Raw genomic sequence first — 23,397 nt, 5'->3', positions numbered from 1 at the left:
GGCGGGGCCTGGCGACCCGTTACGACAAGACCGCCACCAGCTACCTCGCCGGACTCCACCTACGCGGTGCCGTGCTCTGGATCCGCAGCCTCCGACCAACGTGATCCGAACCTGGAACAGGCCCTAGCCACCAACGAGGCTCACTCATCCTGAAATGGATTTCACAGCTGACACACCCGACACCCGGCAAACAAAAGCGGTGCCACACCGGTCGGGATGACCGGTGCGGCACCGCACTAGCCGTCGGCGGCATACCACCTAGGCGGCACCCCACCCGACGTTCCGCCCCGACAAACCGTCACAGAATCTCGGCGAGGCGCTCAACCTGCGCGGGGTCGACCCCGTAGCAGTAGAGCATCACCTCATCGGCGCCGAGTTCCGCGAACGCGGCAACCGCCCCACGGATCTCCGCAGGCGTGGTGAGCATCCCGGCAACCATCCGGTCGGCCACCCCGGTAAACGCGTAGTACGCGTGCATCCTCGCCCGCGCGTCGTCGATCACGCCCTGCGGGCCGAGCGCGACGTTGACCTGCGCGACGATACGGGGTTCACCCTCGCGGCCGTATTCCTTCCAGAACCCGCGGACGGTGTCGAACAGACCGCCCGCCCAGGAAGGCGCCGCAGCGGCGAGAAACCCGTCCCCCCAGCGCGCGACGCGTTCGAGCGCGAGGGGCTTGAAGCCACCGAAGAGCACTTCGGGCCCACCGGGCCGGGCGGGCGCGGGGCCGATCGGGCCGACACCGTCGCCGTACGGCTCGCCGGACCACAGCCGCCGCATCACCGCCATCTGCTCATCGAGGCGTCGGCCTCGCGTGCGCTTGTCCACGCCCGCGACCTGGTGGTCGTCGTCCCGGCCACCGATGCCGAGACCGAGGACCAAGCGACCACCGGTCATCCGGTCCAGGGTGGCGGCCTGCTTGGCGAGGAGGGCACTGTCGCGCAGCGGGGCCAGCAGCACCTCGGTCTGGACCCGGATGCGGGAGGTCGCGCCGGCGAGAACGGCAAGCGCGACCATGGGTTCAGGGTTGTCGTAGACGAGCCGGTCGAGCAGGCCGAGCGTACTGAAAGGCCCGGCGTCTGCGTGTCGGGCCCAGGTGAGCAAGGTGGCCGGGTCGCCGATGGGCAGACCGATACCGACGTTCATGAAGGAGACCTCCGAGAGGAAGGGTCGACAAAGACTGCTGCCGCCCCTCCGGCACCTCGGCGAGGTGGGACGCTCCCGTTCTGCGGCGTACTCCTGGGGAACGTCTCTTCGAAGTGATCTCACCCTAAAGCGAGCCGACATGGCGGGACAACTCGATTTCGGGGCCTGCCCTTTGTGATGGATTGCGCGCTCAGCGCGGGCTGGACGGCGCTCAGCGAGAGCTGGACGAGACGAGCGCGGTCAGCGCTCACCCGCCCGCCCCACCCACCAGGTGACGCACCGCATGCCGGCCGGGGCGACCTGGCTTCACCGCGGGCAGGGACACGTGCGAGGTCGGCGGCGCGCGGAGGAGTTACGGGAGGTCGGGTGGGAGCTGTCGTCGGGAGAGGGACAGCCTGCGTCGCTCTTGGTCGATTTCAGTCACGACGACCGTTACCGCGTCGCCGACCTGGACGGCATCCTCGGGAGCTTCGACGGGTGTCCGGGTGAGCTCCCGAAGGTGGACCAGGCCCTCGATTCCGTCGGCGACCTGGACGAAGGCACCGAACGGGACCAGCTTGGTGACCTGTCCGCGCAGTGTGCGGCCCACCGCGGTGCGGTCGGCGAACGCCTGGAATGGGTCCGGCTGCGTGGCTCGCAGGGACAGTCTGGCCTCTCCGTTCCATGTGTCGAACTGCAGGAACTCGCACGAAACGCGCTGACCGGTCCGGACGACGTCATCAGCCGCTTCGATGCGCCGCCAGGACAGTTCGGGGATGGTGATGAAGCCGACGCCGGGGAAGACGGGGTGCGCGGGGCCGTCGTCCAGCGCGACGAACACACCGAACCGTTCGATCGCCGTGACGGTCCCGGAAAGGAGCTCGCCGCGGCGCAGTGCGCTCAGGAACTCCCACAGTTCCGGGTACTCGGACGGCTCGACCATGATGGCCAGCCTTTCACCTCAGCGCCGCCGGTGCCGCCCGGGCCCGGGACACCGACGGCGCGGAAGACTTCCGTGTCAGTCGATGTGGTAACTGTCGCCGTAGACCTTCCAGTCGAGCGGCGGGTCGAGGTCGAGGTTCCCTTCGCGCAGGAAGACACGCTGCGCGGTGTCGACACGACTGGTGTCGCTGTGCGCCTCCTCCTGCTTCATCGCCCACACCCGCGCGTCGAGGAAGGCGTCCAGGTACCGCTCTTCGTCGCCGCCCGCAGCGGGCGGCTGCGCCTGGCGCAGGGCGCGCTTGCGGATGTTGCGGAAACTGGTGGCGTCGCTTCCGTCGCCGTGCATGACGAGGGCGTCGTAGTAGGCGAACTGCCCCAACACCCGCAGGCCGTCGGCCTTGCCCTGTTCGACCGCGGGGTCGAAGTACACGCGGTCACGCTCGTCGTTCTGCGCCCGCTGGAAGACCTGGTCGCGGGCTGCCGTACGCCAGTCGTCGGTGAAGTGCGGGTCGAGACCTTCGTGCGAGTCGGAGCCGTTCACCTTACGGAGTGCGGGCAGGTACGGGGCCAGAACATTGTCCGGCTTGCGGTCCGTGTACAGCTCGACGAGGTCGAGCATGTCCCCGGTGCCGGAGCAGAAGCCGATGATGCCCGCGGTGTACCCGCGCCCGTCACCTATGTCCTCGATGTACTTGTACTGCGCCTTCCAGTCGAGGGAGGAGTTCTCCGCGCTGGAGACCAGCTGCATGGCGATCTCTTTCTTCGCGGGGTCGTCCAGCCCCGTCCCGCTGCCGGCAGCTTCAGCGGCCGGAGACGGGGCGGCGCTCATCAGGGGGACCGTCGAGAGGGAGACTCCCAGCAGTGCCAGGGCGGCACGGCGTGAGACGTTTCCGGGGGAGGACGCGTCGCCGGACGATGACATATGAAGGCTCCAAGTGGGGGTGGGGGATGAGCGATCGGTGGTGCCGACGTAACGTTAGGAAGGTTTCCTACCAGAAGACCGCAGTGCGGGGTACCCGGAGAGCCCGAGAGGCGCAGCGGAGAACTGATTCGTGACCGGGCCCAGGGCCTCGGCCGAGCACGGTGCGACGGTCAGCGTGCCGTCGTCGCCCACCGTGATGTCCTTGTCCGGCGCGAAGCGGCCCGGCGTGATGTGCGCCGGCCCATCGAGCTGAGCACGGGGCGCAGCGCGTAGTCGATGGCCAGGCGCGGGCCGTGTGGCTCGTTTTCTCTCCCTTTGGTTCCCGAACGACTGCTAAGGTCCCAGCGCATATTCGGTAGGCGTTCGAGGATGCATACGAGAATGAGGGAGACCGGAACGGTGGAAAAGGAAAGTCGCGTCGCGCTGGTCACTGGATCCTCCTCCGGAATCGGCGCCGGAACCGCCCGCTTGCTGGCGGAACGCGGCATGCGCGTCGTCGTCAATTCGAGCCGTTCGGCCGAGGCGGGCGAGGCATTGGCGGCGGAGCTTCCCGACGCCGTTTACATCGGAGCGGACGTGGCCGACGAGAATGCCGCGCGCCGCCTGGTGACGGAGACGGAGCAGGCATTCGGCAGGCTGGATGTCCTGGTGAACTGTGCGGGGATCACCGCACATATTCCGATGGACAATCTGCAGGCCGCCGATCCGGAGGTGTGGCGGCGCCTGTTCGACGTCAACGTCCTCGGAGTGTGGAACATGGTGACCGCTGCCGAAAAGCATCTCCGTCAGGCGGGCGGCGGAGGATGCGTCATCAACATCTCCTCGATTTCCGGCATACTCCCGGGCGGGAGTTCCGTCCCGTACGCGGTGAGCAAAGCGGCGGTCAATCACATGACCCGTATTCTCGCCAAGGCGCTGGCCCCCGAGGTGCGTGTGAACGCCGTCGCTCCCGGTATGACGGACACGCCGTGGTTCGACGCCTTCGAGGACAAGCAGGAGCGGATCGACCGGGCCTCGGAGGTGATTCCGCTGCGGCGCGTCGGACAGCCGGAGGACGTGGCCAGGGCGTGCCTGGACCTTGTGAACTCCCCCTACATCACCGGTCAGATCCTCTCTGTCGACGGCGGCACGCAGCTGCTCTAGGCCGCCGCGGGTCTCAGGGGGAGCAGTTCCCCGCGCCCCTTCGGGGCGGTCCCCCTGAGGCGCCGGGCAAGCACTAGGTGACCACGCGGGGCTGCTCGTCCTCCCCGTCCGACGCGGCGGTGGGAGCGTCGTCCGTCTGTCGCGCCAGGCGGACGCCACGTACCGACGGCAGGCACAGGATGAAGGCGTTGGCCGCCACCTGCCAGCACACGCCGAAGGACAGCACCGCGGAGATGCTGGTCCGCTCGGCCAGCGGTCCGGCCAGCGCCAGCCCGATCGGTCCGATGGAGTAGGCACCGAACGAGACGTAGGACATGACGCGGGAGAGGGCCTCGTGCGGCACGTGCTGCTGAATGGTGGTCATCCACAGCGCGTTGAACACCGAGTTGGCCACGCCCGCGGCAAGTGCTCCGGCACAGACCACGAGCAGCGGTGCCTGGCCGGCCAGCGCGGCTGACGGCGCCGCCCACAGCACCGTGACCAGCGTGGTGACCAGCAGCGGGCGCGTGGGACGCCTGCCGAGCAGCAGCAGCGCGCCGACGATGGAGCCGAGGCCGTAGATCGACACGATCGTGCCCCATGAACTGGCCCCGTTGTAGGTCTCCTTGGCCGCTGCCGGTCCGAGCACCAGATACGGCGCCCACACCACGAAGTTGAACATGGTGAACTGGAGCGTGACCGTCCACAACCACCGGTACTTGGTGAACATGCCCCAGCCGTCGCGGAGTTCGCGCAGCACTCCCGGGGCGGCGGCGGCCCGCGTTTCCGGTACGCGCAGGCGCAGCAGGAAGATTCCGCACAGCGCGTAGGTGCCCGCGTCGACCAGCAGCAGCGCGGCCGGCGAGACGAAGGTCACCAGCAGGCCGGCGAGCGCCGGTCCGGCGACTCCGGCCACCGAGTTGCCGAGCCCGATCATGGTGTTGGCGTCCGGCAGTCGGGCGGGCGAGACGACGTGCGGCACCAGCCCGTCGAAGGAGGGCTTGAAGAACGCCTCGCCGATCCCGCCCAACGCGGCCAGTACGAGAAGTTGCCACAGCCGTGCCGAGTCGGTCATCAGCAGAACCGCCAGCGCACCCTGGGTCAGCGCCCGCAGCCAGTCCGAGCACAGCATGATCAGGCGGCGTGGCAGCCGGTCCCCCAGGACGCCGCCGCCCAGCAGGAAGACGACGAGCGGCACGATGCGCGCCGCCATGACGAAGCTGAGGTCGGAGAGGGAGCCGGTGGCCTCCAGCACGGCGAAGGAGAGCGCGACCGTCGCCATGGCGGTGCCGAGCATCGAGGTGGTGTAGCCGGCGAAGAAGGTACGGAAGTTGCGTTCCCGCAGTACAGCCAGATTTTGCAGGGCGCCGCGCAAGGCGTGGTTCGGGCGGCTCACCATGTGTGCGGTCGCTCCTTCGATGGGGGGTGCCGCGCGAGATGTGTCGAGAAGTGTGCAGACCGAATGTTCTTATATCACGCGACTCGTGGCCTTCGCGAGAGTGCCGCGGTGACACCTTCACAGGGGTCGACGAGGAAACCTCGACAGGGTCCGACGGTGAAACCTCGGCAGCGTCCGTGACGGGATGAGTACGGGCCCCGGGACGGTGCCCGGCGGGCCTCGAACCGGACGCGGATATTCCTGGTTTGGGGGCCGTAGCGGTTGGGCACGACTTCCGATCGGGCACCGGCTCGCATATGACAGCGGGAACGACCGCTTGACAGGGCCGCCGAGGTCGCGGTTTTCTGATGCAGTTCCGGTCTAGACCGCAACCGAGGATCCGAGCCGGGGGAGTTCGCATCTCGAACTCCCCGAATTCCACGCCATTTCAGCTGTGTATTCCACTTGCTCTACCGCGGGATAGCGGACAGGCATCTCACAAAGATGAAGTCCTCATTCCCACGGCGTCGTGGAGGTATGACATGAATCCCCCGGAAGGCGAGCGGCACGACGATGTCTGGCAGGCGGTCGTGGACACCGCCGCAAAGTATCCGGACCGCGTCGCGCTCTGCGACGGGGTCGAGGAGATCAGCTATGCGCGGCTCGTCGCCGAGGCCGAGTGCAGCGCCTCCGCAATGCGCGCACGCGGGCTGGCAGAAGGAGACGTCGTCGCCTTGTGCTCGGGCCGCTCGGTGCAGCAGGTACTCGCCGTTGCGGGGATCCTCGCAGCCGGGGCCGCGGTCGCGCCGTTCCCCGCCCAACAGGCCGTCGACACCACCCGGGAGGCGATAGCCAGGTTGGCGCCCCGGCTGGTGCTCGGGGACAAGGACGCCTGCTCCTTCCTTCCCGAAGCGTTACCCCTGGCCCCGCCCGGCACCCCGCCGCTCGACGAGTCGGGACCCGCAGGTCACGCTGCCCGGCAGCCCCGCAGCACCGGGACGCCGCCCGCCGACCGCCTCGCGTATGTGCTGCACACCTCCGGTTCCTCCGGCCGGCCGAAGGCCGTCCATGTGCCGCACTCGGCGGTGCGCAATCGTTTCTCCTGGGGCCAGTCCCTGTACCCCGTCGGCCCGGAGGACACGGTGCTCTACGCCGGGTCGCTCGTGTTCGACTGCCAGATGTGGGTCGTCCTCGCGCCGCTGTGTTACGGCGCGACCCTGCTGGTGGCCCCCGAGGGCGCGGAGTCCGAACCGCACAGCCTGGCCGAGCTGGCCCGGGCGCACCGGGTCACGGTGATGCACTTCGTCCCCTCCCTGTTGCGCGAGTTCCTCGCCGCCGGTGCCGGAGCGGGCTTGGCCGGTCTCACCTATCTGCTTGTCGCGGGCGAACGGCTGCCCGGGGAGCTGGCCGCCCAGATCTTCGCCGCGACCCGGGCCCGCGTCATCAACCAGTACGGACCCACCGAAACCTGCATCGACGTCCTCAACCACGAGCTGACACCCCAGGACGCGACGGCCGAAGCGGTACCCGTCGGACGGCCCATCGCCGGGGTCCGCGCCGTGGTGCACGACGAGCGGGGCCGCCCGGTACCGAGCGGCGGGACCGGGGAACTCCTCCTCGGCGGCCGGTGCCTGGCCTGGGGCTACGGCGACCCGGCCCACACCGCGGAGCGGTTCGTACCGGACGACGACCCGGCGCGGCCGGGTGAGCGCCTCTACCGCACCGGGGACCTGGTCCGCGATCGCGGTGACGGTGTCTATGAGTTCCTCGGCCGGGTGGACCACCAGGTGAAGATCCGCGGGGTGCGGGTGGAGCCCTCGGAGACCGAGCATGCCCTGCTGCGGCATCCGGCGGTCGCGCAGGCCGCGGTGGTGAGCGTGACCGGGGAGGGAGGCGAAGCGCGGCTGGTGGCCCATGTGGTGGCTGCCGACACCGCACAGGGCCTGCCCTCCGAGGCCGAGTTACGCGGCTTCCTGCTGGACCGGCTGCCGCCGGCGGCCCTGCCGAGCAGCTGGCACCAGCACCGCGTCCTGCCCCGGCTGCAGAGCGGCAAGGTCGACCGGCTCGCCCTCGCCGACCGCCGCTACGCACACGCGCCCCAGGCGCCGTCCGCACCCGGAGCACCGGTTACGGCCCCCCCTCGGACCGCCACCGAGCGGACCGTCGCCGAGCTGTGGCAGGACCTGCTGGGAACCGGGCCGCTCGGCCGGGCCGCCGACTACTTCGAGCTGGGCGGCCAGTCGCTGCTCACCATGCGGATGATCGCGCGCGTCCGGCGCCGGTTCGGGGTGCGTCTCCCGGCCAGAACGGTGTTCTCGGCACCCACGGTCGCGCTGTTCGCCGCGGCGATCGACGAGGCGGTCGACCGGGCCCCGCAGCGGGCCGGAACCACGCCGGAGCCGGTGGCCACGGACAGCGTTCCCCGTCCGGGAACCGCCGGGGGCGGTAGCGATGCCGGGCGGTGACCGGAGTGACACCTCGCGGCTGGTCGTGCCGAGCCGGTACAACGGGCCTGCCCACTCCGCGCAGGGCGGTCTGGTGTGCGGTCTGCTCGCGGGCCTGGCCGAGCCGCGGCTGGGGCCGGACGTGGTGGTGACGCTCCATGCGCCGCCGCCACTTGAGACCGCGTTGGAGCTGCGCCCGGCTGGTCGCCGATACGCGCTCTACGAGCGGGAGCGGCTGGTCGCCGTCGTGGCCGCGGCTCGGCGGCCACCGCCACCCCCGCCGGCCTGGGTGCCGTACGCCCGGGCCCAGGAAGCGGCGGAGCACTTCGAGGGGGTGCGGGGGCATCCGTTCCCGGACTGCTTCGTGTGCGGTCCCGACCGGCCCGACGGTCTCGGCCTGCGACCCGGGCGCGTTCCGGGAGAGACCGGCACGGTCGCCTCTCCCTGGCATCCCCGGCCCGAACCGGCCGCGGGGCCCGGGCAGTCCGTGCCTGCCGAACTCGTCTGGGCGGCGCTCGACTGCCCGGGCGGCTGGGCCGACGACCCGGTGGGCCGGCCGATGGTGCTGCACCGGATCGCCGCCCGTATCGAGGCACGGCCCAGGGCCGGGGACGTCTGCGTGCTGGTCGGACGCGTCACCCGGCGCCAAGAGCGTACGAGCGAGAACGTCACCGCCCTCTACGACGTCTCCGGCGCCCTCCTGGCCCGGGCCGCCGCCACCTGGGTCGCGGTCGGAACCGGGACAGGAACCGGGACGGAGCAGCGGACCGGGAGGGAGACGGAAGCCGGGAGGGAGACGGCGACGAGGACCGGGACGGGGAGTACATCCGGCGTCGGAGCCAGGACCGCAACCGCTCGCCATCAATTGGGGAAGCACCAGACCGCTGTGGAAGGGACGCCATCGTGACCGAGCACCAGCACGTGCACCAAGGCGCCGGTGAGGGCACGGAATCGGTGCACAGCCTCTTCGCGCGGCAGGCGGCGGCCACCCCCGCAGCCCCGGCGGTCGGTACCCGTGATGCCTCCGTCAGCTACCAGGAGCTGGACCGGGCCTCCGGCCGGCTCGCCCACCAGCTGCGTGACCGCGGCGTACGGCCCGGCGATGCGGTTGCCGTCACCATGGCCCGCGGCACCGCGCTGATCACCGCGCTGCTCGCCGTCCTCAAGTGCGGTGCCCAGTACGTCGCGATCGAACAGGGCGAGCCCGCCGGGCGGGCCGCGGCGATGCTCGGGGCGGCCGGTGCGCGGCTGGTGCTGGCCGGGCCCGCGGAGCAGCGGCACTTCCCCGGTGCTGAGGTCGCAGTGCTCGTCCCTGACGGGGAGAGCTACGCCGGGCTGCCGGTCGCCGAGCCGCGGCCCGTGCCACCCCAGGCGCCCGCCTACACCGCGTTCACCTCGGGTTCCACCGGGTCCCCCAAGGGCGTGACCGTGCCGCACGCCGCGGTGGTGCGGATCGCCCGCGCCAACGGCTTCCTCCCGCTGGGCGGTGAGGACACCGTCCTCCAGCTCGCACCCGTCGCCTTCGACGCCTCGACGCTGGAGATCTGGGCACCGCTGCTCAACGGGGCCCGCCTGGTGCCGTATCCGGATCCGCGTCCCGAGCCGGAGGGCGTCGTCGAGTTCGCCACGGCGCAGGGCGTGACGGCGATGTGGCTCACTGCCGGTCTCTTCCACCAGGTCGCCGAGCGCCGGCCGGATGACCTGCGCGGGCTGCGCCACCTCCTGGCGGGCGGGGACGTGCTCTCCCCCACGCATGTCAACGGGGTGCTGGCCGCGCTTCCCGGGCTGCGTCTGGTCAACGGCTACGGTCCGACCGAGAACACCACCTTCACCTGCTGCCATGTGATGACGGCACCCGTCGAGGGCACCCGCGTCCCCATCGGCAGCCCGGTGCGGGGCACTCAGGTGCACCTGCTGGACGCCGCGCTCGCGCCCGTGCCGGACGGCGAGCCGGGAGAGGTGTACGCCGGAGGGCTCGGGCTCGCACACGGTTACGCCCAGGACCCCGCGCTCACAGCGGAGCGGTTCGTACCCGACCCGTTCTCGGGCGTCCCCGGCGCGCGCCTGTACCGCACCGGAGACCTGGCCAGGAAACTGCCCGGCGGGGAGCTGGAGTTCCTCGGACGGTCCGACGCACAAGTCAAGATCCGCGGCTTCCGGGTGGAACCCGGCGAGGTGGAGACGGTGCTGCGCCGCAACGACGAGGTCGCCGACTGCGCCGTCGTGGTGCAGGGCGACAGCGGCGCCACCAGACGGCTGGCGGCCTTCATGGTCGGCGACGAACGCATCCGGGTGCCCCGGCTGCGCAGATGGCTCGCCGAGCGGCTGCCCGGCTATCTCGTACCGGCCGTGCTCCAGCAGGTGGAGGCCCTGCCGTTGACCGGAACCGGCAAGGTCGACCGGGGCACCCTCGCCAAGCGGCGCAGCCGCCGCAGGCCGGAGTGCGACGCCGACTTCCGTGCGCCGGGCACCGGGCTGGAGCGCTGGCTGACCCGGGTGTGGGCCGACACCCTCCAGTACGAGGAGATAGGCGTGGACGACGACTTCTTCGAGCTGGGCGGCCATTCCCTGATGGCCACCCAGATCACGGCGGAGATCGCCGACACCCACGATGTGCTGGTCACGGCGCGTGCCTTCTACGAGCACCCCACTGTCGCCGAACTGGCCGGCTATCTGGAGGACCGCCTCCCCGCCGAGCAGCTCGCTGCCGGAGAGCACGCCGCCGACGGGCGCGAGGGAGCCGGCCGATGAGGATCACCCGGCCCCAGGCCGTCCCCGACCTCGATCCGGCGGCCGTCGACCTCGCCGACCCCCAGCTGTATGCGACCGGTGATCCGCACGCGGTATGGCTCGCCCTCCGCGAACGGCACCCGGTATGGCGGCAGACGCTTCCGGACAGCCGCTCCTTCTGGTCGGTCACCCGCTACCACGACGTCAACGATGTGCTGCGGGACCACACCCGCTTCACCTCCGAACGCGGCACTCTGCTGTCCACCCTTGCCGTCGACGATCCGGCGGGCGGCAAGATGATGGCCGCCAGTGACCCGCCGACCCACACGGCGATGCGGGAGCCGCTGTCCAAAGTGCTGTCGGCGCGCGCCCTGCGCCGCTGGGAGCCGCGTATCCGGCAGATGGTGTGCCGGCTCATCGCCCCGCTGGCCGACGGCGATGCGTGGGACATCGCGGAGGCGGCTGCCGACTTCCCGATGGCGTTCACCGGCACGCTGATGGGCCTGCCCGAGCAGGACTGGCCCCGGCTCACCAGGCTGACGACGATGGCGATCGCACCCGAGGACGGCGAGTTCAGCGAGGGTCGCGGCACCCTCGTCGCCGCGCATCACGAACTGTTCGAGTACTTCGCCGACCATCTGCACGCGACCCGGGATGCGGCCGACGACTCCCTCGTCGGCTTTCTGCGCGGGATGACGCTCGACGGCGGACGGCGACTGCGTCAGGACGAGATCGTCTACAACTGCTACAGCCTGCTGCTGGGCGCCAATGTCACGACCCCGCATGCGGTGGCCGGCACCGTGCTGGCCTTCGTCGAGGAGCCCGCACAGTACGCGCGGCTCACCCTCGATCCCGGCGTGGTCTCCCGCGCCGTCGAGGAGGGGCTGCGCTGGTCCTCACCGGCCAACCACTTCATGCGGTACACCAGGCGGGAGACGGAGCTGAGCGGGGTGCGCCTCGGCGCCGGGGAGGCCGTGGTCGCCTGGCTGGGATCGGCCAACCGCGACCGGCGGGTCTTCGCCGACCCGTTCACCTTCGACGTCGCCCGCTCGCCGAACCGGCATGTGGCCTTCGGCTTCGGACCGCACTACTGCGTGGGCGCACCTCTCGCCCGTATCGCGCTGCGCATCCTCTTCGAGGAAATCGTCCGGCACGTGGACGAGTTCGAGCAGGCCGGACCCGTCGAGCATCTGGCCTCCAACTTCGTCGCCGGGATCAAGCACCTGCCGGTCACGGCACGACTGCGGCCGGGCGCTGCCGAACGGCTCGCCGCCGCAGGGGCCGCAGCGCCCCGCCGGGAGGCCGTGCCGTGACCGTTCTTCGTGGTTCTCCGCGCCATGTTCCTTCGTTCGGAGGTGTGCGATGGCTGAGGTGAAAGGCGTCGGCCGCTGGCTGCTGCGCCGGCCCGGCGGCGAGGCCGGGGCGCGGCTGTTCCTGCTGCCCTACTCCGGGGTCGGTGCCTCCATGTACAACCGCTGGCCCCAGCAGATCGGCCCGGCCGAGGTGTGCCGTATCCAGCTCCCCGGCCGGGAGAACCGGATACGGGAGCCGCACTACGGCACCTACCCGGAGCTGGCCGAGCGGCTGGCGGAGGCGCTGCTGCCGTATCTGGACCGGCCGTTCGGCTTCTTCGGGCACTGCGGCGGTGCCCTGCCCGGCTTCGCCACGGCGCTGTTCCTGGCCGAGCACGGGCTGCCCACGCCGGCGTGGCTGTTCGTCTCCTCCCAGGTCGCCCCGCATCTGGGACCGTACGGACGGTTTCTGGACCTGCCGCAGGACCAGCTACGCGAGGAGCTGCGGGAGATGGCGGTCGCGATGGGCGGCCGGCCGCAGCCCGACATGATCGACCTGGGCATGCGGGTGCTGGAAGCAGATCTGGCCGCCAACCGTGCCTACCGGCTGCCCCGCCCTGTGCGACTGCCCTGCACCGTGCACGCCCTCTCCTGGCAGGACGACCACGAGATCCGGCCCGGCCAGATGACCGGCTGGGACGCGTACGCGGAACCGGGCCGCTACCGCGAAAGCCTGTTGCCCGGCGGGCACTTCGCGTTCCTGGAAGCGCCGGAGCCGTTGTGCGCGGCGCTCTCCGGAACCATGTCGGCCGCCGACTCGCCGGTGCCCTCGCCGGTGACCGAGATCGAGGAGCACGCATGACCGAGGCCGGCACCAGCGCCTATGTATCGGGCGCGCTCAAGGAGGGCGGCGACCCCGATCCGTACGCCAACTATGCCTGGCTGCGCGAGAACGCCCCTGTCAGCGAGGTCTACACCCCGCACCGCAAGGGCCGTACCTGGCTGGTCACCTCGTACGCGCTGGTCAGGGCCGGGCTGGCGGATCCGCGGCTGAGCAACGACGACCGCAACTCCGCCGCGCCGCCCGCGCCGTTCGGCAGCGGCGAGTGGGACCCGGCCCGCGGCCTGCTCGACCTCGACCGGCCCGAGCACACCCGGCTGCGCAGGCTGGTGGCCGGCGCGTTCAGTGCCGGGGCGGTGGACGGTATGCGGCCGATGATGGCGCGGATCACCGAAGCGGCCATCGACGCGTTCGCCGACGCGGGCCGCTGCGACCTGGTGGAGTCGTTCTCGCTGCCGGTGCCCGTCGCGATCATCCACGAGGTGCTGGGCATACCCGAGGAACAGCGCGAACCCCCGGCGCGGTGCATGGAGATGTTCTACAAGGCGGGCCTGACCGACCCCCTGGACCTGGATGCCCTGCACGGGCTGCTGGAGTACACCCGGCGGCTGGCCGCCTACAAGCGCGCCCACCCGGGCGACGATGTCGCCGCCGCCCTGCTGAAGGGCTTCGAGACGGGCCAGCTGCGCGACGAGAACGAACTGGCCGCCATGATCCTCTCCGTGCTCGGTGCGGGCCATGTGACAACCGTGCAGTTCCTGGGCGCGGCAGTGCACCGGCTGCTGCAACACCCCGACCAGCTGCGGGCCGTGCTGTCGGGCGAGATCGGCTGGGCGAACGTCGTCAACGAGATCCTGCGCTACGACTCCCCCGTCCAGGCATCGGTCTACCGGTACGCCACCGAGGATCTGACCCTCGGCGACGTCCACATCAGCAAGGGCGACGCGGTGCTGCTGTGCGTGGCCGCCGCCAACCGGGACCCCGAGTACGTGTCCGACCCCGAGGAGTTCCGGGCGGACCGTTCGCTGCGCGGCAACCTGGCCTTCGGCCACGGCGCCCATCTGTGCCTGGGCGCCCATCTGGCCCGCCTGGAGGGGGAGATCGCACTGGACGCGCTGTTCACCCGGCTTCAGGACCTCGCCCTCGCCGTCCCCGCCGACCGCGTCGTATGGACCTACGGCCCGATGCTGCGCGGCCCCCGTGCGCTGCCCGTCACCTTCCGGCCGGCCCCGGCCCGGTGACCGGCGGCCTGTTCCGCCCCACCCACTCCCCTGCCCCTCCCCCAATTCGCCCCGTACGGCCTTCGCGGAGACCACTGATGACACCAGCGCATGACACAGCAGTCGCCCCGTCCCGCCCGGCGGCCACCTCGCTCGACGGCTTCGCCGAGTGGGTCGCGAGAACCCCCGAAGCCCCCGCGGTCGTCTGCGGGCCGCAGAGCCTCAGTTACCGACGGCTGGATCGCGCGGCCGAGCAGCTCGGCCGCCGGTTGCGGGCAGCCGGTGCAGGGCCGGAAACCCTGGTGGCCGTGGCCCTGCGCCGCTCTGCGGCCCAGTCGGTCGCGGTGCTCGGCGTGCTCAAGGCCGGCGCTGCCTGTCTGCCGGTCGACCCCGACCAGCCGCCGGACCGTACGCGGGCGCAGCTTGCCGACGCCGGGGTCCGGCTGGTGGTGACCGAGAAGTCCGTCGAGGACACCCGCGCCGAGGGCGGCTGGGGGCCGCAGGTTGTCTCGCTGCCCGTCGAGACCGACCTGACGGACGACGGCCCCGGCGACGGCGAGCAGCCGCTGTCCGGAAGCGGTCCTGAAAACCTGATGTACGTGCTGTACACCTCGGGTTCCACCGGCCGGCCCAAGGGCATCGCGATGCACGCGGCCCCGCAGATCACCCTGCTGGACTGGTGCCGTCGCCGGTACGCGGAACGGCCCGTGGCGCTCCAGTTCTTCCCCCTCACCTCCGATGTCGGCTTCCTGGAACTGCTGTCGACCTGGTGGCTGGGCGGCTGCGTCGTCGTGGCGACCGAGCACGAGCGCCACGACATCGCCGCTCTGGCCGACGTCATCGACCGGCACCGGGTCACCAAGGTGCTGCTGCCGGTGCTGGCCCTGGACCGGCTCGCGGCCCACGCGGCCGACGACCCGGACCGCTGCGGCTCCCTGCGCGAGCTGATCACCACCGGGGAGCAGCTGGTGATCTCCCCCACCGTCCGGCAGTTGTGCGACCGCCTGCCGAACGTCTTGCTGGACAACCACTACGGCTCGACGGAACTCAACGTCGTCACTGCGCCTCGGCTGACAGCGCCCGCCGACGCCTGGCCGGAGCGCCCCGCGGTGGGCCGGCCCATCGTGGACTCCCGCATCTATGTGCTCGACGCCGATCTGCGGCCGGTCCCGCCCGGTGTGCCCGGCGAGATCTACGTCGGCGGTGGTCCGCCAGCGCGCGGCTATCTCGGCAGCCCCGCGCAGACCGCTGTGGCCTTCCTGCCCGACCCCTACAGCAAGAGCCCGGGCAGCCGTATGTACCGCACCGGGGACCGGGGGCGCTGGCAGCCCGGCGGAGTGCTGGAGTATCTGGGACGCGCCGACTTCCAGATCAAACTGCACGGCTACCGCATCGAGCCGGGGGAGATCGAGACGCTGCTGCGGGACCATTCGGCCGTCTCTCAGGCCGTGGTGATCAAGACAGGTGAGGGCGAGGACGCTCTGCTCGCGGCGTACACCAGCAGCGAGGGCCCTCCCCCGCACGCCGATGAGCTGCGCGACCATCTGGCCCGTCTGCTGCCCTCGTACATGGTGCCCCAGGCGTACATCTCCCTGCCGGCGCTGCCGCTGACCGGCACGGGGAAGGTGGACCGCAACCGGCTGCCCGCGGTGGACACCGCCCGCCCGTCGTTCGTCGCGCCCCGGGACGAGGACGAGGCAGCCATCGCCCGGATCTTCTCCGACATTCTCGGCAAGGAGCAGGTCAGCGTCGAGGAGAGCTTCTTCCGCCTCGGCGGCCACTCCCTGCTGATCACTCAGCTCGTGCACCGGGTCGGCAAAGCCTGCGGTGTCGAACTGCCGCTGCGCGCCGTCTTCGAACGGGCCACCCCGGCCCAACTGGCCCGCGACGTACGGCGGCTGCGCTCCGGGGAGGGGGCGGCGGAGGAGGGGGCGGAGGCTTCGGAGACCGGCACCTCGGCCGCCCCGGTGGACTCCGGGCGGGCCAGGCCGTGACCGGGCGGCGACTCGGACAGCCGCTGTCGTTCGGCCAGGAGCGGCTGTGGTTCCTCGACCAGCTGCTGCCCGGCCAGGTCAGTTACCTCACTCCGCTCACCTACCGCGTAGCGGGCCGGCTGGACGGGGCGGCGCTGGAGGGCGCGCTGCGCGATGTGGCGACGCGGCACCCGGTTCTCCGGTGCCGGTTCACCGCCGACGGCGGAGAGTCCCGCGCGGTGGTGGAACCGGCCACCGTGCTGCACCTCGAACGGCGCGACCTGTCCGCCGACGCGGCGCCCGCGCAGGCGGCGGAGCAGCTCGTACGGCAGCGGCTGTCGCACCCGCTCGACCTGCGGTCGGGTCCCCCGCTGCGGGCCGTGCTGCTGCGCCTGGCGGACGACGACTGGCTCTTCCACGTCCATGTCCATCACATCGCTTTCGACGGTCTCTCCCGCCCCGTCTTCGAGCGCGACTTGTCCACGGCGTACGCGGCCCGGACAGACCCGGGGGCCGCGCCGCTGCCCGCCGAGCCGCCGTTCGACTACTTCGCCCACGCGCGCGCACAGCGCCGCACCCTCGACGGGGCGGAGCGTGAGCGGCTGTTGGGCTACTGGCGGGCGCAGCTGGCCGAGGCCCCCACGGTGCTGGACCTGCCCGCCGACCGGCCGCGTCCCACCCAGCCGACCGGCCGTGGTGCGCAGCTCGACTTCACCGTGCCCGCGGACAGCACCCAGGCGCTACGCCGTATGGCCCGGGAGCACCACGCCTCGCTGTTCGCCGTGTCACTCGCGGCGTATCAGGAGCTGCTAGGGCGGTACGCCGATGCCCGGCAGGTGCTGTGCGGCGTACCGTTCGCGGGACGCGGCGAGCCGGAAGCCGAGGAAGCCATCGGTTTCTTCACCCATACCGTGCCCCTCTGCGGCGATCTGCGCGGCACGCCCTCGCTCGGCACCCTCACCGAGCGGGTGCGGGACAGCGTCTGGGACGCGATGGACCACCAGGAGCTTCCCTTCGACATGCTCGTCGACGACCTGGGAGCGGCCCGCGGCCTGGAGCGCAACCCACTGGTTCAGCACTGGTTCGACGTCACCGACGAGATGCTCGTCCGGCACCTGCTGGAGCTGCCGGGCGCGCATACCAGGAGGGTGGAGTACCCGGAGACGGTCACCCGGTTCGACACCGAACTGCACCTGAGCCCTGCCGGCTCCGAACTGCGCGGGCGGCTGCTGTACTCCACCGATCTGTTCGACGCATCCCGGATGCGTGTCTTTGCCGACCACTACCGGGAGTTGCTCCGCGCCGCCGCCGTCCGCCCGGAACTCCCGCTGTCCTGCCTGCCGTTGCTCTCCGCTCGGGAGCAGGCCGCCATGGTGGCCCGTGGCACCGGCCCCGCACAGGAGGCGGGTCAGGGCGCGGCGGGGCAGACCGTCGCCGCGCAGTTCGCACGCCGGGCGGCGGAGCACCCGGCGGCCGTCGCCGTCGCGGACGGGACCCGCACCTGGGACTACGCCACGCTGCATGCAAGGGCCACCGCCCTGGCGGCTCGGGTGACCGCGCACGGCTGCGGTCCCGAGGACGTGGTGGCGGTGTGTCTGCCGCGCGGTGCTGAGCTGGTCTGCGCGGCGCTGGGCGCCATGCTGGCCGGGTGCGGATATCTGCTGGTCGACCCGGGCCAGCCGCCGGAGCGCATCGGCTACCTGCTCGGCGACTCGGGTGCCCGCCTGGTGCTGACGGACGCCGCCACCGGCGGACGGCTTCCGGCTGACGGCGACACCGCCTTGGGTGCGTGGGCGGCGGATGAGGGTGCGAGCCGCCCGGCCGGCGCACTGCGCGTGCTCGATGTGACCGGGATGCCCTCCCCGGCTCCCGGCGGTCGGCCTCGCCCGGAGCCGCCCGCCTCCGGGCCGGCACCGCACAATCTGGCCTATCTCGTCTACACCTCCGGCTCCACGGGCCGTCCCAAGCCGGTGGCCGTCACGCACGCGGGGCTGTCCCACTTGGTGGCCTGGCATCTGGAGCGGTATCCGGTGCGGCCCGGGGTCTCGGTCGTGGCGCAGGTCGCCGGTGTCTCCTTCGACGCCGCCGCCTGGGAGATGTGGCCGGCGCTGGCCGGCGGAGCCCGCCTGGAGATCTGTCCGGAGGAGGTGGTGCGCGACCCGGAAGCCCTCGTCCGGCAGCTGGCCGCCACCCGTACCGAGAGCGTCTTCGCGCCCACGCCGCTGGCCGAACAGCTGATCCGGCTTCCGCTCGGCGAGAAGACGGCACTCACCCGGCTGCTGACCGGCGGCGATCTGTTCCGCCCGCGCGAGTGCGACGACCCGGGCCTCCCCGTCCTCAACCACTACGGCCCCACCGAGAACACGGTGGTGGCGACCGCAACCGACGGGCTGCACGCGCCTTGGGCCGACAACTCCATCGGCCGCCCCATCGCGGGGGTCAGGGCCTATGTGGTCGACGAGAACCTGCAGTTGGCGCCGCCGGGCGCGCCGGGTGAGCTGTGCCTGGGCGGTGCGGGGCTCGCCCGCGGATATCCGGGCAGGGCCGCGCTCACCGCTGAACGCTTCGTGCCGGACCCGTTCGCCGGCGTCCCCGGCGCCCGCATGTACCGCACCGGTGACGTGGTGTGCTGGCGGCCCGACGGGACGCTCGACTTCCTCGGCCGGCGCGACGCTCAGCTGAAGGTGAGCGGCTACCGCATCGAGCCCGGGGAGATCGAGCAGGCCCTGCTGCGGTGTTCCGGGGTCCGGGAGGCCGTGGTCACGGCGGCTCCCGGGCCCGCCGGGAACACCCTGCTGGCCGCGTATGTGGTGCCCGAGGCGGAGCCGCCGGACAGCGCCGGACTGCGGGCGCAGCTGCGCGCCTGGTTGCCGCCGTATCTGGTGCCGGAGGTCTGGCTGACGCTCGACGCCCTGCCGCTCACCCCGAGCGGCAAGGTGGACCGGGCGCGTCTCCCGGCCCCGCAGGAGGGGACGGCTGAACTCACGGAGCCGCGAAGTCCGCTGGAGGAGGAGGTGCTGCGGCTGTGGCGGGAGGTCTTCCCGCACGCCCGGCTCGGCGTCACCTCGGACTTCTTCCTGGCGGGCGGCACCTCCATGGCGGCCTCCCGGCTCGCATCCCGGCTCCGGGAGTCCTTCGGGCCGGCGTTCCCGGTCCGCTCGGTTTTCGACCACCGGACGGTGGCCGAACAGTGCGCGGTCATCGAGCGGCGCGTCGCCGAGGAGATCTCTCAGATGACGGAGGAGGAAATCGAGCGAGAGCTGAACCGGTAGCCGCGCGGCACCTTTCCCGGAAGCCGAAAGCGGCCCGAAATCGGGGCAGTCGTGAAAACGCAGCAACCCGGCGAGTGCATTGCTGAGGGAACTCGCCGGGAATCCCGCCGGAGTTCTCCGGCGGGATTCCCGGCATGCTCAATTCCTGTTCCCGGAAAGATCGCGACGCACGCTCAGCGGTGTTATGTCGGTCCATACGCGCTCGATGTGCGCCAAGCAGGAAGCCTTGTCCCCTTCGACGCCGACACCGCTCCAACCTGCGGGAATGTCACGCTCCTTGGGCCAGATCGAGTACTGCTCCTCGTCGTTGACCACGACCTGGAAGGACGGTGTTCCCTGGTTTTCCTGCTCTTCCTGAAAAGTCATTCCGTTCACCTCCGAGGTGTGGAGCATAGTCACTCGCGGGTCGGTGGTCGAGCCCCCGATGATTCCCTCTTGCCCGGGCGTCTGGCAGCGTAGTAGCTTTTTCATCGAACGTGCCGCACCGAAACATTGACGCGCTCTTTCGGCGCGGTCCCAGGTCCTCTCCCGGAGGTTTTCTGCTGTGGTGGACGGAGCCGGGCAAAACCTGTCCGATGCCGGAAGGGAACTTCTCAGAAAGCGCCTCGCCGCCCGCCTGGCGGCGGCCCCGGACTCCTTACCGGAGCCTGCCGAAAAGCCCGAGCCTGCCGACGAGCCCGAGCCGGCCGACGAGGCGGTTCCGCTGGCTCCGGCCCAGCACCGGCTGTGGTTCATCGACCGGCTCACCAAGGGCAGCCTGGCGTACAACGTCTCGGCCGCCTACCGCCTCCGGGGCCCACTGGACGTGCCCGCACTGGAGCGGGCCCTGGCGTACGTCCTGCACCGGCACGAGGTGCTGCGTACCGAGGTGACCGTCACCGAGGAGGGCGAACCCCGACTGCGGACGGCGTTCCGCGCGGAGGACATCCGGCTGACGGTGCACGAGGTGACGGAGCCCCAGGACCCGGCGGCAGAGGCTCACCGACTCGCCGGGCAGTACTCCGACACATCGTTCGACCTGGAGCGTGGGCCGCTGCTGCGGCTGTGGCTGGCGAAGCTGGCGGAGGAGGACCACGTGCTGGGCCTCACCGTCCACCACATCCTCTTCGACCGCGACTCGCTCGACATCCTCAGCCGCGAGGTCTCGGCCGCCTACCGCGCCTTCACGACCGGAACCGACCCCGGCCTCGCGCCGCCGGCCGCGCAGTACGCGGACTTCGCGCGGGAGCAGGCGCGTACGGCCCGGTCGGCGGATCTGGACCGGCGGGCCGAGGTGTGGCGGGAGCGGCTGCGGGGCGTCCCGCCGGTGCTGGAACTGCCCGCCGACCACGAACGGCCGGGGCAGCCCAGCTACCGCGCCGGGCAGGCGCTGGTGCGGGTGCCCTCCGACGTGTGCGGAAAGCTTCGCGCGCTCAGCAGTGAGCGCGGCACCACGCCCTTCGTGGTGTTCCTCGCCGCATTCCACGGGCTGCTGGGCCGGCTGGCCGCACAGGAAGCAGTGGCTGTCGGCTGTCCGTTCAACGGCCGCAGCCAGGTCGCACAGGAGGGGCTGATCGGATTCTTCGTCAACTCCCTGCCCATCCCGGGCGATCTGCGCGACGACCCTCCGTTCACCGAGCTCGTCGACCGCGTACGGGAACAGGTCCTGGCCGCCTACGACGACCAGCACATCCCCTTCGACCGCATCGTCAAGGCCGTCGATCCGCCGCGTGACATGAGCCGTAATCCGCTCGTGCAGGTGTGGTTCGACCTGGCGGACGGTGGCCCCGGTGGCACCGCGCCCCCGCTGGCCCTGCCCGGGGTGACGGTCTCCTACTTCACCGAGGGCCGCGCCCGCACCCGCTTCGACGCCGAACTGCACCTGGGCTCGGCACCGGACGGCGCCGTCACCGGACGGCTGCTGTACGCACGGGACCTTTTCGAGCAGCAGACCGCCGAGTCGTTCTGCGGCTACTACACACACTTCCTGGAAGCCGTCGCGGCGCAGCCCGGCACGCGGGTGTCACAGGTCCCCATCCTGTCGCCGGACCAGTTGAGCGGTCTGCTCGACAGCTGGGCGGTGGCCGGCGAATGACCACGAACCGCGCAGCCGCCGCAGCGCCCCGCGGCACGGCTCAACCCCGCGCGTCAGCGGGCCGGCGCCGTGGCGCCGACCGGTACACAGAAGAGGAGCGAGCGTGAAACCGACGCACGGCACAGCCTCCGCGGTGCACGACCTGGTCGGGGTCGGCTTCGGGCCGGCCAATCTGGCGCTCGCCGTCGCGCTGGAGGAGTTCGAGGGGCCGAAGCCGACCGCGCTGTTCCTGGAGAAGCGCCCGGGACCGGCCTGGCATCCCGGGATGCTGCTCGAGGACGCCACCATGCAGGTCAGCTTTCTCAAGGACCTGGCGACCATCCGCAACCCCCGCAGCAGCTTCAGCTTCCTGTCGTATCTGCACGACAGGGGGCGGCTGGTCGACTTCGTCAACCACAAGGAGTTCTTCCCCTCCCGGGTCGAGTTCCACGACTACCTGGAGTGGGCAGCCGCCCGGGTGGCCCACCAGGTGCGCTACGGCACCGAGGTGGTGGGCGTCCATCCGGTCACCGAGCACCAGACCGTGACCGCCTTCGACCTCGTCGCCCGCCGCGCCGACGGCACCGAACACACCACACGGACCCGCAACATCGTCATCGGCACCGGCCTGGTGCCGCGCCTGCCGACGGGCGTGACCTCCTCACAACGGGTCTGGCACAGCGCGGAGTTGCTGCCACGGCTGGCGGAGCTCGGGCAGCGGACCGTCGGCACCTTCGCGGTCGTGGGCGCCGGACAGAGCGCCGCCGAGGTCACAGCCCATCTGCACAGCCGCTTCCCGGAAAGCCGCATCCACGCCCTGCTGCCCCGCTACGGGTACAGCCCCTCCGACGATTCGCCCTTCGCCAACCGCGTCTTCGACCCCGTCGCGGTCGACCACTTCTACGACGCCGTGCCCGCCGTCCGGGAACGCTTCTACGAACAGCACAGCAACACCAACTACGCCGTCGTCGATCTCGACCTGATCAACGAGCTGTACCGGCGCTCCTACCAGGAGTCGGTGCGCGGCGGGCGGCGGCTGCACTTCGAGCCGATGTGCCGTGTGGTGGCCGCCGACTCCGGCCCCGACCGGGTGCAGCTGCACGTCGACCGGCTGCTGGAGGACACCAGGGACCAACTGGAGGCCGATATCGCGGTGTTCGCCACCGGCTACCACCCCATGGACCCCGCAGCGCTGCTGGGCGCGGCCGCCGACCTGTGCAAACGCGACAGCGCCGGCCGGCTGCGGGTCAGCCGCGAGTACCGGGTGGAGACCTCGGCCGATGTCACGGCGGGCGTCTACCTCCAAGGCGGCGTCGAGCACACCCACGGCATCTCCGCCTCGCTGCTGTCGAACGTCGCCGTCCGTGCCGGCGAGATCCTCACCTCGATCGCCACCGGCCCCCGCGCCGCCCGCTGACCAGGAGCCAGTCACCATGTACGTACCCGCCGACTACCGCCCGGCAGACCCCTGTTGGGCCCGCGACGCCGTCCGCGCCCAGGGCCTGGCCCTGCTCCTCACCGACGGCCCGCAGCAGCAGGAGCCGCTGGCCACGCACTGTCCCGTCATCCCCTGGGGGGACACCCTGCGGACCGGCACCGGCGAGACCGGGCTGGTCGGCGCGGTCCTGGCCGGGCATCTCAACCGCCGCAATCCGCACTGGGCGGCGCTGCGCGAAGGACAGCGGGCACTGCTGGTCTTCTTCGGCCCCAACTCCTACATCAGCCCCACCCACTACGGCGTCAGCCCGGCGGCGCCCACCTGGAACTTCGTCTCCGTCCATGTGCACGGCACCATCCATCCGCTGGAGCGCGGGGAACCGACCCTGGAGGTGATCCGCGCCACGGTGCGGACGTACGAGGAACATCTGGGCACCGGCTGGGACATGACCGACTCCCTCCCGTACTTCGAGCAGATCGTGCCCGCCGTCGGCGCCTTCACCTTCCACGTCACCCAGGCGGAGGGCATGTTCAAGCTGAGCCAGGAGAAGCCGGACCCGATCCGGGAGCGGGTCGGCTCGGCACTCGCCGACAGCGCGGAGGCGGGCGCCCGCCAGGTGGCGGCCACGATGCGCAGGTACGGCTGAA

Annotated in this window: 17 protein-coding genes and 1 pseudogene; 12 read left to right on the top strand and 6 right to left on the bottom strand. The window is 71.3% G+C overall.

The genetic code is table 11. The features are described from left to right. Positions 1 to 298 precede the first annotated feature (298 nt). From ACTWP9_RS34390 to ACTWP9_RS34375, 4 genes and pseudogenes are all read right to left on the bottom strand, one after another. Complete coding sequence (locus ACTWP9_RS34390) at positions 299 to 1,144, bottom strand: LLM class flavin-dependent oxidoreductase (protein ID WP_443250262.1); 846 nt, start codon at positions 1,142 to 1,144, stop codon at positions 299 to 301. A gap of 352 nt (positions 1,145 to 1,496) precedes the next feature. Continuing rightward, positions 1,497 to 2,066: a S1 RNA-binding domain-containing protein gene (locus tag ACTWP9_RS34385; protein WP_443250261.1), complete on the bottom strand. Its 570-nt coding sequence runs from the start codon at positions 2,064 to 2,066 to the stop codon at positions 1,497 to 1,499. Between the two features lie 75 nt (positions 2,067 to 2,141). Then, on the bottom strand, positions 2,142 to 2,987 hold the full coding sequence (locus tag ACTWP9_RS34380) for a chitosanase (RefSeq protein ID WP_443250260.1): 846 nt from the start codon (positions 2,985 to 2,987) through the stop codon (positions 2,142 to 2,144). A gap of 54 nt (positions 2,988 to 3,041) precedes the next feature. Beyond that, positions 3,042 to 3,271 (bottom strand): annotated as a pseudogene (locus ACTWP9_RS34375) (NADPH-dependent FMN reductase); the annotation flags it as partial. A gap of 115 nt (positions 3,272 to 3,386) precedes the next feature. Here ACTWP9_RS34375 and ACTWP9_RS34370 point away from each other — a divergent pair. Beyond that, positions 3,387 to 4,130, top strand: coding sequence for an SDR family NAD(P)-dependent oxidoreductase (locus tag ACTWP9_RS34370; RefSeq protein WP_443250259.1), 744 nt, complete (start codon positions 3,387 to 3,389; stop codon positions 4,128 to 4,130). Between the two features lie 73 nt (positions 4,131 to 4,203). Here the strand turns inward: ACTWP9_RS34370 and ACTWP9_RS34365 are convergent, their stop codons facing one another. Then, positions 4,204 to 5,508, bottom strand: a complete 1,305-nt coding sequence (locus tag ACTWP9_RS34365) for an MFS transporter (RefSeq protein WP_443250258.1) — start codon at positions 5,506 to 5,508, stop codon at positions 4,204 to 4,206. 521 nt (positions 5,509 to 6,029) lie between these two features. Here ACTWP9_RS34365 and ACTWP9_RS34360 point away from each other — a divergent pair. The 8 genes from ACTWP9_RS34360 to ACTWP9_RS34325 all read left to right on the top strand — a co-directional run bounded on the left by ACTWP9_RS34360 (position 6,030) and on the right by ACTWP9_RS34325 (position 19,259). Continuing rightward, positions 6,030 to 7,952: a non-ribosomal peptide synthetase gene (locus tag ACTWP9_RS34360; protein ID WP_443250257.1), complete on the top strand. Its 1,923-nt coding sequence runs from the start codon at positions 6,030 to 6,032 to the stop codon at positions 7,950 to 7,952. Then, on the top strand, positions 7,939 to 8,838 hold the full coding sequence (locus ACTWP9_RS34355; RefSeq protein ID WP_443250256.1) for a hypothetical protein: 900 nt from the start codon (positions 7,939 to 7,941) through the stop codon (positions 8,836 to 8,838). The genes ACTWP9_RS34360 and ACTWP9_RS34355 overlap by 14 nt, the downstream gene beginning before the upstream one ends. After that, on the top strand, positions 8,835 to 10,682 hold the full coding sequence (locus ACTWP9_RS34350) for an amino acid adenylation domain-containing protein (protein WP_443250255.1): 1,848 nt from the start codon (positions 8,835 to 8,837) through the stop codon (positions 10,680 to 10,682). Before ACTWP9_RS34355 ends, ACTWP9_RS34350 begins: the two co-directional genes overlap by 4 nt. Next, positions 10,679 to 11,974 carry a cytochrome P450 gene (locus tag ACTWP9_RS34345; RefSeq protein ID WP_443250254.1) on the top strand — a complete coding sequence of 432 codons (1,296 nt, stop codon included), beginning with the start codon at positions 10,679 to 10,681 and terminating at the stop codon, positions 11,972 to 11,974. The genes ACTWP9_RS34350 and ACTWP9_RS34345 overlap by 4 nt, the downstream gene beginning before the upstream one ends. Before the next feature lie 49 nt (positions 11,975 to 12,023). Further along, positions 12,024 to 12,815: a thioesterase II family protein gene (locus ACTWP9_RS34340; RefSeq protein WP_443250253.1), complete on the top strand. Its 792-nt coding sequence runs from the start codon at positions 12,024 to 12,026 to the stop codon at positions 12,813 to 12,815. Continuing rightward, positions 12,812 to 14,035: a cytochrome P450 family protein gene (locus tag ACTWP9_RS34335; protein WP_443250252.1), complete on the top strand. Its 1,224-nt coding sequence runs from the start codon at positions 12,812 to 12,814 to the stop codon at positions 14,033 to 14,035. The genes ACTWP9_RS34340 and ACTWP9_RS34335 overlap by 4 nt, the downstream gene beginning before the upstream one ends. Positions 14,036 to 14,112: 77 nt before the next feature. Continuing rightward, positions 14,113 to 16,008, top strand: coding sequence for a non-ribosomal peptide synthetase (locus ACTWP9_RS34330; protein ID WP_443250251.1), 1,896 nt, complete (start codon positions 14,113 to 14,115; stop codon positions 16,006 to 16,008). Then, the gene (locus tag ACTWP9_RS34325) at positions 16,005 to 19,259 is read left to right on the top strand and encodes a non-ribosomal peptide synthetase (protein ID WP_443250250.1); all 3,255 of its coding nucleotides are present in this window, start codon (positions 16,005 to 16,007) and stop codon (positions 19,257 to 19,259) included. The genes ACTWP9_RS34330 and ACTWP9_RS34325 overlap by 4 nt, the downstream gene beginning before the upstream one ends. 138 nt (positions 19,260 to 19,397) lie before the next feature. Here the strand turns inward: ACTWP9_RS34325 and ACTWP9_RS34320 are convergent, their stop codons facing one another. Further along, on the bottom strand, positions 19,398 to 19,625 hold the full coding sequence (locus ACTWP9_RS34320; protein WP_443250249.1) for an MbtH family protein: 228 nt from the start codon (positions 19,623 to 19,625) through the stop codon (positions 19,398 to 19,400). Between the two features lie 178 nt (positions 19,626 to 19,803). Here ACTWP9_RS34320 and ACTWP9_RS34315 point away from each other — a divergent pair, with 178 nt between their 5' ends. From ACTWP9_RS34315 to ACTWP9_RS34305, 3 genes are all read left to right on the top strand, one after another. Further along, positions 19,804 to 21,333, top strand: a complete 1,530-nt coding sequence (locus tag ACTWP9_RS34315) for a condensation domain-containing protein (protein ID WP_443250248.1) — start codon at positions 19,804 to 19,806, stop codon at positions 21,331 to 21,333. Positions 21,334 to 21,436: 103 nt separating this feature from the next. Continuing rightward, positions 21,437 to 22,729 carry a lysine N(6)-hydroxylase/L-ornithine N(5)-oxygenase family protein gene (locus tag ACTWP9_RS34310; RefSeq protein WP_443250247.1) on the top strand — a complete coding sequence of 431 codons (1,293 nt, stop codon included), beginning with the start codon at positions 21,437 to 21,439 and terminating at the stop codon, positions 22,727 to 22,729. Between the two features lie 16 nt (positions 22,730 to 22,745). Continuing rightward, complete coding sequence (locus ACTWP9_RS34305) at positions 22,746 to 23,396, top strand: FMN-binding negative transcriptional regulator (protein ID WP_443250246.1); 651 nt, start codon at positions 22,746 to 22,748, stop codon at positions 23,394 to 23,396. Position 23,397: the final 1 nt, after the last annotated feature.

Source organism: Streptomyces sp. 3N207, from assembly GCF_052246355.1.
Classification (GTDB): domain Bacteria; phylum Actinomycetota; class Actinomycetes; order Streptomycetales; family Streptomycetaceae; genus Streptomyces.
This window is presented reverse-complemented; position numbering and strand designations above follow the sequence as displayed.